The organism is Corallococcus praedator, assembly GCF_003612125.1.
GTDB classification, from domain to species: Bacteria; Myxococcota; Myxococcia; order Myxococcales; family Myxococcaceae; genus Corallococcus; species Corallococcus praedator.
Genome location: NZ_RAWI01000266.1, coordinates 1 through 13,174 on the forward strand (window position 1 = coordinate 1; position 13,174 = coordinate 13,174).

General features: G+C 71.2%; 11 protein-coding genes. 5 read left to right on the forward strand and 6 right to left on the reverse strand.

Annotated features, from left to right (window positions below; genetic code table 11):
- On the forward strand, positions 1 to 1,760 hold a 1,760-nt coding region (locus D7Y13_RS28065), incomplete at its 5' end, for a GGDEF domain-containing protein (protein WP_158626171.1).
- A gap of 17 nt (positions 1,761 to 1,777) precedes the next feature.
- Here the strand turns inward: D7Y13_RS28065 and D7Y13_RS28070 are convergent.
- On the reverse strand, positions 1,778 to 2,326 hold the full coding sequence (locus D7Y13_RS28070; RefSeq protein ID WP_233595775.1) for a DUF192 domain-containing protein: 549 nt from the start codon (positions 2,324 to 2,326) through the stop codon (positions 1,778 to 1,780).
- Positions 2,323 to 2,724, reverse strand: a complete 402-nt coding sequence (locus D7Y13_RS28075; RefSeq protein WP_120535495.1) for a TIGR02266 family protein — start codon at positions 2,722 to 2,724, stop codon at positions 2,323 to 2,325. The genes D7Y13_RS28070 and D7Y13_RS28075 overlap by 4 nt, the downstream gene beginning before the upstream one ends.
- A 25-nt stretch (positions 2,725 to 2,749) precedes the next feature.
- On the opposite strand from D7Y13_RS28075, the gene D7Y13_RS28080 reads away from it, so the two are divergent.
- From D7Y13_RS28080 to D7Y13_RS28090, 3 genes are all read left to right on the forward strand, one after another.
- Positions 2,750 to 5,110: a hypothetical protein gene (locus tag D7Y13_RS28080; RefSeq protein WP_199732870.1), complete on the forward strand. Its 2,361-nt coding sequence runs from the start codon at positions 2,750 to 2,752 to the stop codon at positions 5,108 to 5,110.
- Between the two features lie 33 nt (positions 5,111 to 5,143).
- Positions 5,144 to 5,671 (forward strand): SRPBCC family protein, encoded by a 528-nt coding sequence (locus D7Y13_RS28085; RefSeq protein WP_120535497.1) that lies wholly within the window; start codon positions 5,144 to 5,146, stop codon positions 5,669 to 5,671.
- A 72-nt stretch (positions 5,672 to 5,743) separates the two neighbouring features.
- A complete protein-coding gene (locus tag D7Y13_RS28090) occupies positions 5,744 to 6,214 on the forward strand; it encodes a nuclear transport factor 2 family protein (protein ID WP_120535498.1) in 471 nt (156 codons plus the stop codon).
- A gap of 4 nt (positions 6,215 to 6,218) precedes the next feature.
- Here D7Y13_RS28090 and D7Y13_RS28095 read toward each other — a convergent pair whose 3' ends face one another.
- Positions 6,219 to 7,187 (reverse strand): homoserine kinase, encoded by a 969-nt coding sequence (locus tag D7Y13_RS28095; protein WP_120584856.1) that lies wholly within the window; start codon positions 7,185 to 7,187, stop codon positions 6,219 to 6,221.
- 141 nt (positions 7,188 to 7,328) lie between these two features.
- Here D7Y13_RS28095 and D7Y13_RS28100 point away from each other — a divergent pair, with 141 nt between their 5' ends.
- Complete coding sequence (locus tag D7Y13_RS28100) at positions 7,329 to 8,918, forward strand: tetratricopeptide repeat protein (protein WP_120584857.1); 1,590 nt, start codon at positions 7,329 to 7,331, stop codon at positions 8,916 to 8,918.
- 101 nt (positions 8,919 to 9,019) lie between these two features.
- Here D7Y13_RS28100 and D7Y13_RS28105 read toward each other — a convergent pair whose 3' ends face one another.
- The 3 genes from D7Y13_RS28105 to D7Y13_RS28115 all read right to left on the reverse strand — a co-directional run bounded on the left by D7Y13_RS28105 (position 9,020) and on the right by D7Y13_RS28115 (position 12,890).
- The gene (locus D7Y13_RS28105) at positions 9,020 to 9,511 is read right to left on the reverse strand and encodes a hypothetical protein (RefSeq protein WP_120535501.1); all 492 of its coding nucleotides are present in this window, start codon (positions 9,509 to 9,511) and stop codon (positions 9,020 to 9,022) included.
- 1 nt (position 9,512) lies between these two features.
- The gene (locus tag D7Y13_RS28110) at positions 9,513 to 10,850 is read right to left on the reverse strand and encodes a cyclic nucleotide-binding domain-containing protein (protein ID WP_120535502.1); all 1,338 of its coding nucleotides are present in this window, start codon (positions 10,848 to 10,850) and stop codon (positions 9,513 to 9,515) included.
- Between the two features lie 90 nt (positions 10,851 to 10,940).
- Positions 10,941 to 12,890: an FHA domain-containing protein gene (locus D7Y13_RS28115; RefSeq protein WP_233595776.1), complete on the reverse strand. Its 1,950-nt coding sequence runs from the start codon at positions 12,888 to 12,890 to the stop codon at positions 10,941 to 10,943.
- Positions 12,891 to 13,174: the final 284 nt, after the last annotated feature.

Here is a 13,174-nt window from a genome sequence, read left to right on the forward strand (position 1 = left end):
AGCCCGGCCCGCCACCTCCCTGGCTGTGGAACGGTGACGAGCCGAGGGTCGCCACCGTCTTCCAGCCCATCGTCGATCTGCTCAGTGGCGAGGTGCTTGGCCACGAGGTGTTGTCGCGTGGCCTGGGTCCGGTGGAGTCCCCCAACGAACTCTTCAACCGCGCGCGCGTGGAGGGGTTCACCTTCGAGTTGGAGCGGGCGTGCTGGACCGCGGCGGTGCGCCGCATCGCCACGCTGCCGCAGGAGCAGCGGCGCGGGCCCTTCTTCTTCAACGTCAGCCCGGATGTGCTGAGCGACGAGCGCTTCGGCGGCGCGTCCACGCTGGAGCTGCTTCGCACGCATGGCCTCAGTCCGCGGCAGATCGTGCTCGAAATCACCGAGCGCAGCACCTTCGAGGACACGGAGCAGCTGCGCATGCTCGCGCGGCGGTACTCGGAGCAGGGCTTCGGCATCGCGCTGGACGACTTCGGCGCGGGGCACTCCGGACTGGTGACGCTGGTGCACAGCGCGCCGGACTTCATCAAGTTGGATCAGGCGCTGGTGCGGGACATCCACCTGCACACGTACCGGCAGCACCTGGTGAAGTCGCTGGTCGCCTTCGCGCAGCGCGTGGACGCGGTGCTCATCGCCGAGGGCGTGGAGACGTGGAACGAGCTGGCCGTGCTCTTGCGCCTGGGCATCCGGCACGCGCAGGGCTACCTGCTGGCGCGTCCGGCGAACGTGCCCCAGCGTCCGGGCGAGGACTTCGCCGAGCGCTGCCGCGAGGCCATCCGCGCGCTGAATCACCGCGAGTTCGAGGACGACGAGACGGTGGGCAGCATGATCATCCGTCCCCCGTGCGCGCCGGGAGCATCGCCCGCGGTGGAGTTGGATCGGCTCTTCCGCCGCACGCCGGGCGAGGACCATGTCGTGCTGCTGGACGGCGAACAGCCGCGCGCGGTGGTGACGCGGCGGAGCTTCTACGCGCGGTGGGGAGGCTCCTCCGCCGACGAAACCCCGGCGCTCGCGGACGGCGCGCCCGACGCGCTGATGGTGGTGGAGGACGCCACGGCCATCACCGCCCTGGCCCGCATGGCGATGCGCCGTCCCCCTGAGTCCGTCTACGACCCGGTGGTGGTGACGGACGCGCAGGGCCACTTCCTGGGCACGGTGACGATGAAGCAGCTCATCGCGCGCGCTTCGGACCTGGAGCAGCACGCGGCCACCGGCGCGCATCCGCTCACGGACCTGCCCGGCAGCCGGATGATTGAACGGTGGATCCGCGCCGCGCTCCAGGGCAGCGCGTTCACCATCATCTACGGCGACCTGGACCACTTCGAGGCGTACAACGACCGCTACGGCTTCCTCCAGGGAGACCGCGTCATCCGTCACACAGCGAATCTGCTGTCGGAGTGCCTGCACCTGCTGCCGCCCGGTTCGCACCTGGGCCACGTGGGCGGCGACGACTTCGTGCTCGTGTGTCCCGAAGGCGTGTCCCCCGAGGTGCTGCAAAAGCTCTGTCAGCGCTTCGACGCGGAGCGGGTCCCTCTGTACGGACCGGAGGACCTGCGACGCGGAGGCTTCAGCGCGAGTGACGCGCCGGGCACGCCCATGGTGCCGGTGACGCTGAGCCTGGCGGCGGTGGACCAGCGGGGCCTGTCCCCGTCACCCCACCCCGCGGAGCTGTCCGCCGTCGCCGCGACCCTGCGCAAGAAGGTGAAGGCGCTGTCGGGCGAGTCGCACGCCAGCACGTTCCTGTTCCAGCCCGCGTCGGAGGGGTAGCCGCCGCGCGGTCAGGCTCAGGGCGTGATGGGGAGGGTGCTCACGTTCTCGAACTCCACCGTGCCGCCCCGGACGATGCCCTTCGCCTGACACCAGCCGCCGGGGACCTCCAGCACGTACTGGCTGGGGATGCCCACCGAGCGGTTCATCAGCGTGCGCGGCTCCGCGTTCTCGATGATGCCGACGATGCGGTGCTCGGAGGTGATGAAGAGCATGTCCAGCGGGATGAGCGTGTTGCGCATCCAGAAGCCCCGCACCTCCTCCTCCGGGAAGAGGAAGAGCATGCCCTGCCCGGCGGGCAGCGCCTTGCGCCACATCAGCCCGCGCGTGCGCGCATCCGCGGTGGCGGCGACCTCCACCTCCACGCGGTGCACGCCCCCGTAGGCGTCCTTCAGCCGCACGTGCGCGCGCGGCAACACTGGCATCACGAAGTCCTCCGCCGCCACGTCCTTCGGGCGCGCTCGCGGGGCGGCGGGCGCGGGCTTCGGAGGTGCGGCGGGCGCTTCCTGGCACGCGCCGCCCACGAGCGCCAGCGTGCACAGCGCCATCGCGAAACGCGGGCTCATGGGTGCTGGGGATGCAGGGGCTTGTTGAGCAGCTTCTCCGTCAGCTCGGAGCCCAGGCTGTCGGACATCAGGCGCTCCACCAGCGTCTCGAAGTCCACCCGCTGGGACTCGCTGCTGTAGATGAAGCGGATGCCCATGCCGGGCTCCTCCGCGTCACCCTTGGACCAGACGACCTCGCCCAACAGTTCGAAGGGGGCCTCGCGGTGCGGCACCGTCAGCTTGAAGAGGAAGCGCGTGCCGATGGGCAGCGGCTTCTTCGTCTTGATGAAGGTACCGCCCTTGCTGATGTTCTTCGTGTAGTCGGCGAAGAACGAATTGAGCTTCTTGTAGTCGACCTTCAGCTCGATGGGCGCACGACCATGGGTGCGCAGTTCGGATCCGCTCTTCTGTTCGGACATGCGGCCGGGGAGTATAGGGGACACCATGCGGCAAGTCCTCCCCCGCGCCAGAGGTCTGTTGGGCCGTCCGGCCGTCCTGGCCACCGTGCTGCTGCTCGCCGGTGGGGGGTCGGCCCTCGTCCTGCTCCCGCTTTTCGGGGTCCCCGGCTTCGAGCTGGGCCTCGCCCTGGCCATCGCCGTCGGCCTGCTCGGGGGAGGGACGGGCATCGCCGCCGCCTCCCAGGAGCGCCGCATCCTCACCGGCGCCCTGCCCCGGCCCGCCCTGGCGGAAGCGTCCGCCCTGCCCGGAACCGCCGTGGGCCGCGCCCTGGGCGCAAGCGTCGTCCTGAACCTGGGGGTGCTCATCCCCCCCTTCGTGTGCGCCCTGCTCTTCGCCCGCTTCCGCACCGCGTGCGACCCCTTCGAACTGGCGGGCTTCTACCCCCTGCTCACCGTGCCCTCCGCCGTGCTCGCCTCCGCCGCGGGCGTCTTCCTGGGCTTCGCCACGGGCCGCCCCCGGGGCGCGGCGGGGCTGTACGCCCTGCTCCTCTTCGCGTCCCTGGTCGTCACGGTGGTGCCCATCGTCTTCGGGCCCCAGGTGTTCGCCTTCAACGTCTTCCTGGGCCACCTGCCCGGCCCGCTCTACGACGAGGCCCTCCAGATGACGGCCGCGCTGGGCTGGTTCCGCGTGGAGACGCTGCTGTGGGCGGGCGCGTTCGCGGGGCTCTCCATGGCGCTGCTGGACGTGCGCACCGGGAGGCTGGCCCTCAAGGGCGCGCGCGTGGGCAGCCTGGGAATCGTCGCGCTCTGCGCGGTGGGCATCTGGATGCTGGAGGCGCGCGCGCCGCAGCTGGGCCTGCGCATGACGGACGCGTACCTGGCGGAGCAGCTGGGCGGCGTGCGGGAGACGGAGCACTTCGTCCTGCACTACCCGCGCGGCAAGTCCCGCGAGGACGTGGACCGGATGGCGAGGGACCTGGAGTTCCGCTTCGCCCAGACGGCGCGCTTCCTGGGCGTGGCCCCCACGGAGCGCGTGCGCGTGTGGCTCTACCGCTCCGAGGACGAGAAGCAGCGGCTGGTGGGCGCGGGCCGCACCCAGTTCGCCAAGCCCTGGCGCACCGAGCTGCACATCCAGGACAAGCCCTTCCCCCACTCCGTGCTGCACCATGAGCTGGCGCACGTGATGGCGGCCCCCGCCGGCGCGGGATTCTTCCGCGTCACCACCCGCCTGGGCGTGTGGCCGCTCATGGGCGTCATCGAAGGACTCGCCGTGGCCGCGGACGACCCGGTGCAGGGCGAGCTCACCCTGCACCAGTGGGCCGCGGGCATGCGCCGGCAGGGCATGGCCCCGGACATGCGCGACCTCATGGGGCCCAAGGGCTTCTACCAGTCCGCCCCGGCGCGCGCGTACACCGTGGCGGGCTCGTTCCTGCGCTACCTGGCGGACACCTACGGCGCGGACAAGCTGCGGGCCGTCTACGCGCACGCGGACTTCAACGCCGCCTACGGCCAGCCCCTGGACGCGCTCGTCACCGAATGGGAGCGCACCCTGGACGCGCTGCCCCTGGATGAGTCCACGCTGGCGCGCGCCTTCGCCCGCTTCCGCGCGGGCAGCCTCTTCTCCCGCGCCTGCGCCCGCGAGGTGGCCCGGCTGTCGGACTCCGCCCGCGACGCGCTCGCCAGCGATCCGCAGGAAGCCCTGGTCCGCTTCCAGCGCGCCGCCGCCCTCCAGCCGGAGGAGCCCTCCTTCCAGTTGGGACAGGCCGCCGCCCTGGACGCGATGGAGCGCTCCGCCGACGCGGCCGGGGTGCTGGCCTCGCTCGCCGAGCAGGTGAAGGACCGGCCCACGCTCGCCGCGGAGGTGGCCGTGGCCCGCGCGGATGTGGCCCTGCACCTGGACAACCTGGATGCGTCGCGCGCGTTCCTCCAGAGCGCGCTCGCGCAGAACGCCGGGCCGGAGCTGACGCGCACCGCGCAGGTGAAGCTGGCCGCGCTGGAGACCCCGTCTCGCCGGGCCCCCATCGAGGCGTACTTCCGCGCGCCCCAGGAGGAGCTGCGCCTGCTGTTGTTGGATCGCGCCCTGCTGCTCTCACCGCAGGACCCGTGGCTGCGCTACCTGTTGGGTCGGCGGCTGCACCAGGTGGGTGCGCCGGCACTCGCGGCGGATCAGCTGCAACGTGCCCTGGCGGACACCGCGCTGCCGGAGGCCATCCGCCGGGAGGCCACGCGGCTGAAGATTGAAGCCGCCTACCTGGCGGGCGACTGCGGCGCCGTGCGGCATGAAGTCGGTGCACTTCCGGACTACGGCGCCGCCTTCCGTGCGGTCGCCACCGAGTGGCGCGAGCGATGTGACTTCGAGCAGACGACCTTTCGAGGACCCCTGGTGCCGCGTCAGGCTTTCCGCTAGACGCGGGCGACACATTCCGGAGGTGGACGGAGCATGCGGTTCGTCAAGCAGCAGCGGATCCAGGGCACGGTGGATGAAGTGGAGCGCGCGCTCCTCGACGAGCGCTACTTCCCGTTCCTCCTCCAGCACCACGGCGTGCTGTTGGAGTTGCAGCCCCTGGAGGTGAAGGTGGACGGGGACCGCGTGAACCGCCGCGTCCGCTACCGCCCCAAGCCCGTCATCGCCACCATCGGCACCAAGAAGGTCCCGCCGGAGTGGTTCGCCTTCATCGAGACGTCCACCTACGACAAGCGCAAGAAGGAGCTGTCGTTCACCAACACGCCCACGTCCCAGACCATCTCCAAGATGATGGTGAACACGGGCGTGCTGCGGCTGCGCGACCTGGGCAACGGCCAGACGGAGCGCACCATGGACGGGGAGATTTCGCTCAAGCTGCCCTTCCTGCTCAAGGCCGTGGCCTTCATCGGTGAGAAGGTCATCGAGTCCGAGGGCCTGAAGATCCTCGACAACGAGGTGCCCGTGCTCAACCGCTTCATCGCTGAAGTCATCCGCGCCAAATAGTCAAAGCGCGCATCGGCGGCGGGGCCTGGGAATGGGTTGACACCCATGCGGTTGAACCCATAAGGCCCCGCCATGCACAACCGCTTCCTCGCCCTCTGCGCCGTCTTCCTCCTGGCCGCGTGCGCCCCGAAGCGCATCCCCGGCACGGAGTTGCAGGACACCGACGACACCCGCGCCATCATCGCCGTGATGGAGCGCTACCGCGCGGCCCTCGAGGCCCGCGACGCGAAGGCCATCCAGGCCCTGGTGTCCCCGAAGTTCCGCGACGACGGCGGCACCGAGGACCCTGAAGACGACCTCACCGCCGCCAACATGGGGCCCCACCTGCAGGCGCTCTTCACGAAGCTGCAGAGCCCCAAGGTGGAGATCAACGTCCGCCGCGTGGAGGTCCGCGAGGACGAAGAGGTCGCCTACGCCATCTACTACTGGAACGCGTCCTGGCGCATGCCGGGCCTCAACGCCCGGCCCCAGCAGGACTCGGAGCTGGAGCAGATGGTGTTCCAGAAGGTCGACGGCGAGTGGAAGATCGTCTCCGGCATCTAGGCCGTCACACGCCGACCAGCGCGCGCAGCCCGTCCGGCCCCATGCCACCCAGGGCCCGCGCGCGGGACAGGTACGTGCGGTAGTCCTTGGGCGCGAGCTTGTCCGCGCCCAGCGTGGACAGGTGGTAGTCGCGGATGCGGCTCGTGGTGAAGCGCACCGCGCCGTAGAGCGCGTGGCCGAAGAGCGCGGCCTTCTCCACCTCCGCCAGCGGCCGGGCATCCTGGTAGCCGCGCAGGAAGGCCTGGCACAGCTCGGGCTGGTAGCTGCCTTCGAAGCACCACGCGTTCAGGGTGATGGCGACATCGCGGGTGTACGCGTCCACGCACGCCATCTCGAAGTCGAAGAAGGCGCCCACGCGGTCGCCCAGCCACTTCACGTTGTCCAGGAAGAGGTCCGCGTGGATGACGCCCCGGGGCTCCAGTCCCTGGTGTTCAGCCTCCGCGCGCGCAAGCAGTCCTTCCAGCTCCCGCGCCACCGCCGCCAGCTCCGGCTCCGGCCGCAGCCGCAGCCCTGAGAGCCAGCCCTTCACCACCTCCGGGCCGTAGGGGTTGTCGCGCGAGCCTCCGAAGAACTGCGTGAGGCGGTGCAGCTTTCCCAGCTCCGCGCCCAGGCGCTCCAGCACGTCCGGCGTCAGCTGGGCCCGGGTGAACTCCTCGCCCGGAAGCCACTTGAAGACGCTGATCCTTCCGCCGTGCATCTCCAGGAAGGGCTCGGGGCCTGTCGGCACGAGCAGCACCGGCGCCGGGAAGTGCGCGCGCGCCAGGTGCTCCAGGAGCGCGGCCTCGAAGCGCAGGTCGTCGGGCGAGCGCACCGTGGTGTGGCGCACGAAGACGCGGCCCGCGTCCGTCTCCAGCCGGTGGTTGGTGTTGATGGAGCCCTGCGGAATGGGCGTCATCCCGCGCACGGTCCCCAGGCCGTATGCGTCCGCCACGCGGGTGAATGCCTCGGGGGGAAGTGTCGTGTAGACCGCCATCGCGTGCCTCCAGGGCTTGTCGCCTCGCCTGCGGACAGCCTCCCCCCGTTGACACCCCGGGAGGGCGGACCTATCTGTCCATGCCCGTCCTACTTCGCATAACTGTCTGAAAATCTTCAATATTTGCGCGAGAGGCCACCCATGGACACGTCGGGTCGCGGTGACTGGAAGCGTCGCGAAGGCCTGGGCAGTGCGCTGCTCCAGATTGGCGTCGTCGCGGTGGTGCTCGCGGCGGCGGTCGCCTGGTACGTCCACCGGGGGCAGGTGCGGCAGGAGGTGGACGCGCACCTGCGCGCGGCCCGCGCCGCGGCGCTGAAGGGCAACCCCAGCGACCTGGCCATGGCGCAGCAGCAGTTGGAGACGCTCTTCGCGCTCTCCCCCGACTCGCGCGACGCGCGCGCCCTGTCCGCCGACATCCAGACCGTGCTGTGGCTGGAGCATCACCAGCCCGGCGCGGACGCGAAGGCCCGCGAGCAGTTGGACCGCGCGGAGGCCATGGGCTCGCGCTCCGGTGAGCGCTACGGCGCGCGCGTGCTGCTGCTCGTCGGCGAGGGCAAGACGGCCGAGGCGCAGAAGCTGCTGGAGGAGCTCAAGGCCCAGGGCGCCAACAGCCCCAAGCTGACGCTGGCCCAGGCCCGGCTGCTGCAGCGCCAGGGACGGCTCTCCGAGGCCCGGCAGGCCTTCGCGCACGCGGCGGAAGCGGCGTGGAGGGACCCGCGCTTCTCCACGGCCTATGGCGAGGCGCTGCTCGACGAGGGGCTGTTCCCCCAGGCGGCGGAGGCCTTCTCCCGGGCCACCGCCGCGAACCCGGACCACCTGCTGGCGAAGGTGACGTCCGTGCTGGCGCAGCTCTACGCGGGACGCAATCCGGACACCGTGAAGGCGACGCTGGAGGAATTGCGCACGCGCGGCAAGGAGCTGACGCCCGCGCTCCAGGCCCGCATCGCGGTGGCGCAGGCGGAGGTGGCGCTGGCCAGGGGCGCGCCCGACGAGGCGCTGCCCCTGACGGACGCGGCGCTGAAGGCCTTTCCGGACGAGCACTACGCCCTCTTCACCCGGGCCCGCGCGCTGGCGGCGAAGCACGCGCCGGAAGCCCGCGCGGCCTTCGAGGCGGCGGTGGCGAAGCACCCCACCGCGCCCCTGCTGGCCCTGGATGGCGCGCGGCTGCTCCAGGCGCAGGGGGACGGCGCGGGAGCGCTGGCGCTGCTGGAGGCCTACGAGAAGACCTTCCGCGAGGTGAAGGTGACGACGGCGGACGGCAAGTCCGTGGCCGCGTTGGACCGGGACGACCGGTACTGGCTGTCGCGCGGCGGCGTGATGGAGCAGGCGGGCCGGCAGGACGACGCGCTCGCGGCCTACGACAAGGCGCTCGCGGCACGGGGCGTGGGCCTCGCGCGGGCGCAGTACGCCAAGGGCGCGCTGCTGCTCGCGCGCAAGGACTTCGAGGGCGCCCGGACGCTGCTGTCCGCCGTGGCCCCGGACACCGGCGCGGGCAGCATGCCGGAGGCGTACGCGGCGCTGGGTGAGTTGCTCTTCGCCCAGGGCGAGTTCGCCGCCGGGTGCCAGCAGCACTACTTCGCCCTCATGCGCGCCCGGGCCCAGGGCACGCCCCCGGAGCTCATCGCCACGCGCGCCAACGACATCAAGAAGCGCCTGGAGACGTCCGGACAGCCCGCCATGGCCAAGGCGTGGCTCAACGAGGCAGGGCCCCTGTTCCAGGCGCAGCAGTAACGCGGTGGGAGTGACAGCGGCGCGGGGCCGCTCCACCCGCGAGGCTTCGCCCCGCCCGCACCACATCGTGGCGCTTCGGGCGATGGAGCCAGCGAAAGGCGCTACAGCAGCTCGGAGGGGTCCAACCGGCGCTGCTTCGCCTTCATCACGCGCCACTCCCCGTCGGCTTCCTTCTCGAAGATGCCTTCGATGGAGTAGGCGTTGAGGACGCTGTCGCGCGCCAGGTCCTCCAGCTTGTCCGCCTGCGAGCGGCCGAAGATGAAGCGCGCCTGGAACTCGGCCTGCGTGGGCGTCACCTCGCGCACTTCGATGTCGGTGGTGAAGATGCGCACCCACTGACCGCGCAACACCTGCGCGGCCAGGATGCGGTGCACGTCCTGGCGGCTCCAGCCGTCCGTCGTCTTGAAGCGCTCGGACACGCCGTCCATCACCCCGCCGACGTCCTTCTCCTCCGCGGAGCGCGTCATCGCGATGATGCGCCGGGTGACCGCGTCCTTCACCCCCGGCTCCTCCCGGGGCCAGAGGAAGAGCACCAGCCCAGCGGCGACCAGCGCCGCCATGCCGCTCACCACCCGCGAGCGCGTCACCACCATCTCAGGCCGCCCCGGTTTCCGGCTCCAGCATCATGTCGTCCGCGTCGATGATCTCCAGCGGCCGCAGCGCCTCACCAATCTGCTTCAGGCGCCGGTCGGACAGCTGCTCCAGGTACGTGCGGATGTTGGGGAAGGCCTGCACCAGTTGGTGGAAGGCGTTGCGCTCCAGGTACGCCGCCGCCGTCTTGCGCGGCACCAGCACCGTGGCCGTGGCCCTCAGGCCCGTGAGCAGCGAAATCTCTCCCGCCACCTCGCCCTCGCGCAGCACGCCCAGCGTCACCACGCCGCCCGCGGGGTCCTCCTTCTGCACCACCAGCTCTCCGGCCAGCACCAGGAAGAGCCCCGGCGAGTGCTCGCCCTCCACCAGCACCTTCTCGCCGGCCTGGAGGGGCCGGAAGGTGAAGCGCTGGAAGAGCGCGCCCCGCTCCGATTCCGGCAGCTGCTGGAACAGGGGCGAGTTCGCCATCAGGTTGCGCATCATGCGCTGCTGGGCGAAGTCCGCCAGCAGCTGCGGCACCGCCGGGTGGCTCTTGGCCACCGCGTTGAGGTGCTCGCGGCGGATTTCGAAAACCTCCGAGTCCGACACCGCCGTCACCGTCGCCGTGGGCGCCGCGCCCGTCAGCAGCGCCAGCTCTCCGAAGATGGAGCCGCCGCCCAGGAAGCCCAGGGTGTGGTCCTCACCGTCCGCCTTGCGCGTCACCTCCGCCTTGCCCGCGACCAGCACGTACAGGTGGTCGCCCGGTTCACCTTCGCGGCTGATGACCTCCTCGGCCTTGATGGTGCGCCACACCATGCGCCCCACCAGGTCCAGGAACGCGTCCCGGTCCAGGTCCGCGAACAGCGGCAGCGGCGGACGGCCCTGGGGGTCGGCGGTGCCGCCGGTGTCCGGCGCGGCCAGCACTTCAATGGCGCGGTTGGACAGCTCCTCGCCCAGCAGGCCCATCAGGTCCGTGTCCACCTTGCCGTCGTACAGGTGCTCCGGCGGCAGCGGCGGCGGCACCGCGGCGCGGCCCTTGGCGTGGCGCGCGGCGCGCGAGTGCACGCGGGCCAGCGTCTCCTTCAGGCGCCGCTCGTTGGGCGACAGCTCCAGCGCCAGCTTGCAAGCGGCCATCGCGCTCAAGAGGTAGTCGCGGCGCAAGAGGCCCTCCGCGCACGCGTGGTACGCGGTGACGGCGCGCTCGCGCTCGCCCAGCTCCGCCAGACACCGGGATGCCAGCATGCGCGAGCGGTGGTCCGCGGGCACGCGGCGCACGGCCTCCGCGAAGGCGGCGAGGGCGCGCTCGAACTGGCGCTCCTCGAACAGGTCCATGCCCAGCTCACGCAACGACGACTCACTCATCCAGTGTCTCCAAGACAGACCGCGACAACGATCAGGAAAACCCACGGGGCCGCCCGCCCCCACCGCGCGGGAAGCGGCCCCTGGGGGATGCTACGAACCGTCGGACTTCTGCAGCTCGCTCAGCGCCATCTCCGCCTTGCGCTTCACGTCCGAGCCTTCCGCGGACGCCTCGATGACGATCTTGAACTGCTCCTTCGCCAGCGCGGGGTCGCGGTCGCGAGCGATGTACGCCGACAGGTACAGCTCTTCCACCTTCTTCTGCAGCTCGTCCAGCCCGGTGCGCGCGCGCGAGTCGCCGGGGTTGAGCCGCAGGGCCTCGCGGAAGCTGCGGCCCGCCACCGGGTACTCCTTGCGCTTGAAGGCGGACTGCCCCGCCGCCACGGACGCGGACGCCAGCTCGTTGTCGAGCGTGTCCCCCAGCGAACCCGCGAAGCCGATCTGCCGGTACACCTCCGCCGCGCGGCGCAGGGGCTTCACGGAGGCCTCCAGCGCGTTGCTCTCGTACTTCTTCTGGCCTTCCTCGAAGGCCGAGCGGAACTGGGGGATGAGCTTCTTGAGGTTGCGGGCCCGGGCCTGCACGTCGGCCTCCGCCCGGTACTTCTCCATCACCCGGTCCACCTCCAGCGTCGCGCGCTGGAAGTCACCGCCGTTGAACCGGCGCTCCACGTCCTCGAAGGCCTGCTCCACGTACTGCGCCCGGCGCTGCTTCGCGCTCTCCGCCGCCGCGGCCTTCTGGTAGCCGGCCTGCCGCACCGCCTGCGCCGCCTCCTTCGCGAGCGCCGCGTCCAGCTCCGCCAGCCGCGTCTCGTACGGGGGCCGCGTGGCTTCGACGAGCAGCGGGATGAGCGTGCGGGCCTGCTCCGCGTCGCGCGCCGTCAGCGCCGTCTCCAACAGCCCGACGTGGTAGGCCTGCTCCTTCGTCTCCAGGTCCACCTTGAGCTCGTCGCGCTCCGCGTCCGTCCGCGCGGTGCCCTCGGGCAGGTCCTTCAGCCGGGCGCGCGCGTCGTCGTACTTGTTCTCCGCGATGAGCCCCCGGATCTCCTTGAAGCCCTCCACGACGTCCTGCAGCCGCTGCGCGCCCTTGCCCACGCCGTCCGCGTCGATGCCCGCGTGCGCCTTCTCCGCCTCCGCGGCGAAGCGCACGGCGTCCGGGTACTCGCCGTCACGCACCTTGTCGCGCGCCTTCTGCATCAGCTCCGTGGCGCGCTTCAGGCCCGGGTCCTCCGGCGGCGGCGGCGGGGGCCCACCGCGTCCTGACGTCGCCAGGCCCACCATCATCAGCACCACCACCAGGCCGGCGACGGCGGCGCCCACCTTCATCTTGAAGTCGAACTTGATGCCCTCGCGCGCCGAGGAGCGCACCGGGCGCGGACGGGGCACGCCCGACTTGCGCGCCTTCTCGTCGCGCATCAGGTCCGCGAGCTTGTAGTTCGCGTTCGTCTTCTCATCCAGGCGCGGGTCCTTCTTCTCCTCTTCCTTCTTCTTCTCCGGCTCCTCCTCACCGGACTCCGCCTTGGCGCGCATCTCCTTGATGAGCTCGCCTTCGTCCACGAACCTCAGGCGCGTCTTGCCCACGGAGATCTCATCCCCGTGCTTGAGGATGCACTCGTCCACCTTCTGGTCGTTCACCTGGGTGCCGCTGATGCCGCCCAGGTCGCGCATCACCACGCCGCTGGCGCCGTACACCAGCTCGATGTGGCGCCGGGACACCGTCTGGTCGCCCAGGGCGAAGTCGCAGTCCTTGCTGCGCCCCAGCACCATGCGCACGCCCTTGAAGCGCTTCTTGCGCCCCTTGTCGGGCCCGTCCAGCACCAGCACCAGCACCGGGGGCCCGGCGCGCGTCGTCTCCGAGTTGTCCTCGTCCTCCTCCTCGGAGGCCTCCTCCGGGTCCGGACGCACGTCCGCCACGGACGCCACCCGCGTCTCCCCCGTGCGCGAGCGCTGCGGCTCCGCCTCTCCGTACAGCTCCGGGTCCCCGCCGTCGTCCGGACCGTCCTCGCCCGACGGGGGCGCGGACCAGTCCTCGTCCGGGACGGCCACGCGGCGGGAATCGCCTCCAGAGGAGGACTTGGGACGGCGTTCCGCCGTCGAGCCACCGGAACGGCCGGTGCCCGAACGCGACGACGGTGATGGACGGCGAGGAGGCATGGATGGGTCCAGGTTGAAGCGACCGCCATCTTAGAGCGCTGGCCCCACCGTGGGAATGCGCTCCCACCGTTCCTTTCAGGGAAGACCGGGCCCTCTTGGACCGTTGGCCCGCAACGCCGTCCCGTCCCGATGTAGGTTTCCCCCATCCCCGCTCCCTCAAGAGACACGCCCATGCC

Bases quoted from the DNA above. Each gene is read 5' to 3' on its own strand.
- D7Y13_RS28070 (WP_233595775.1), bottom strand. From the start codon at position 2,326: ATGAGCCCGCGTTTCGCGATGGCGCTGTGCACGCTGGCGCTCGTGGGC.
- D7Y13_RS28105 (WP_120535501.1), bottom strand. From the start codon at position 9,511: ATGGTGGTGACGCGCTCGCGGGTGGTGAGCGGCATGGCGGCGCTGGTC.
- D7Y13_RS28090 (WP_120535498.1), top strand. From the start codon at position 5,744: ATGCACAACCGCTTCCTCGCCCTCTGCGCCGTCTTCCTCCTGGCCGCG.
- D7Y13_RS28075 (WP_120535495.1), bottom strand. From the start codon at position 2,724: ATGTCCGAACAGAAGAGCGGATCCGAACTGCGCACCCATGGTCGTGCG.
- D7Y13_RS28085 (WP_120535497.1), top strand. From the start codon at position 5,144: ATGCGGTTCGTCAAGCAGCAGCGGATCCAGGGCACGGTGGATGAAGTG.
- D7Y13_RS28080 (WP_199732870.1), top strand. From the start codon at position 2,750: ATGCGGCAAGTCCTCCCCCGCGCCAGAGGTCTGTTGGGCCGTCCGGCC.
- D7Y13_RS28095 (WP_120584856.1), bottom strand. From the start codon at position 7,187: ATGGCGGTCTACACGACACTTCCCCCCGAGGCATTCACCCGCGTGGCG.
- D7Y13_RS28110 (WP_120535502.1), bottom strand. From the start codon at position 10,850: ATGAGTGAGTCGTCGTTGCGTGAGCTGGGCATGGACCTGTTCGAGGAG.
- D7Y13_RS28100 (WP_120584857.1), top strand. From the start codon at position 7,329: ATGGACACGTCGGGTCGCGGTGACTGGAAGCGTCGCGAAGGCCTGGGC.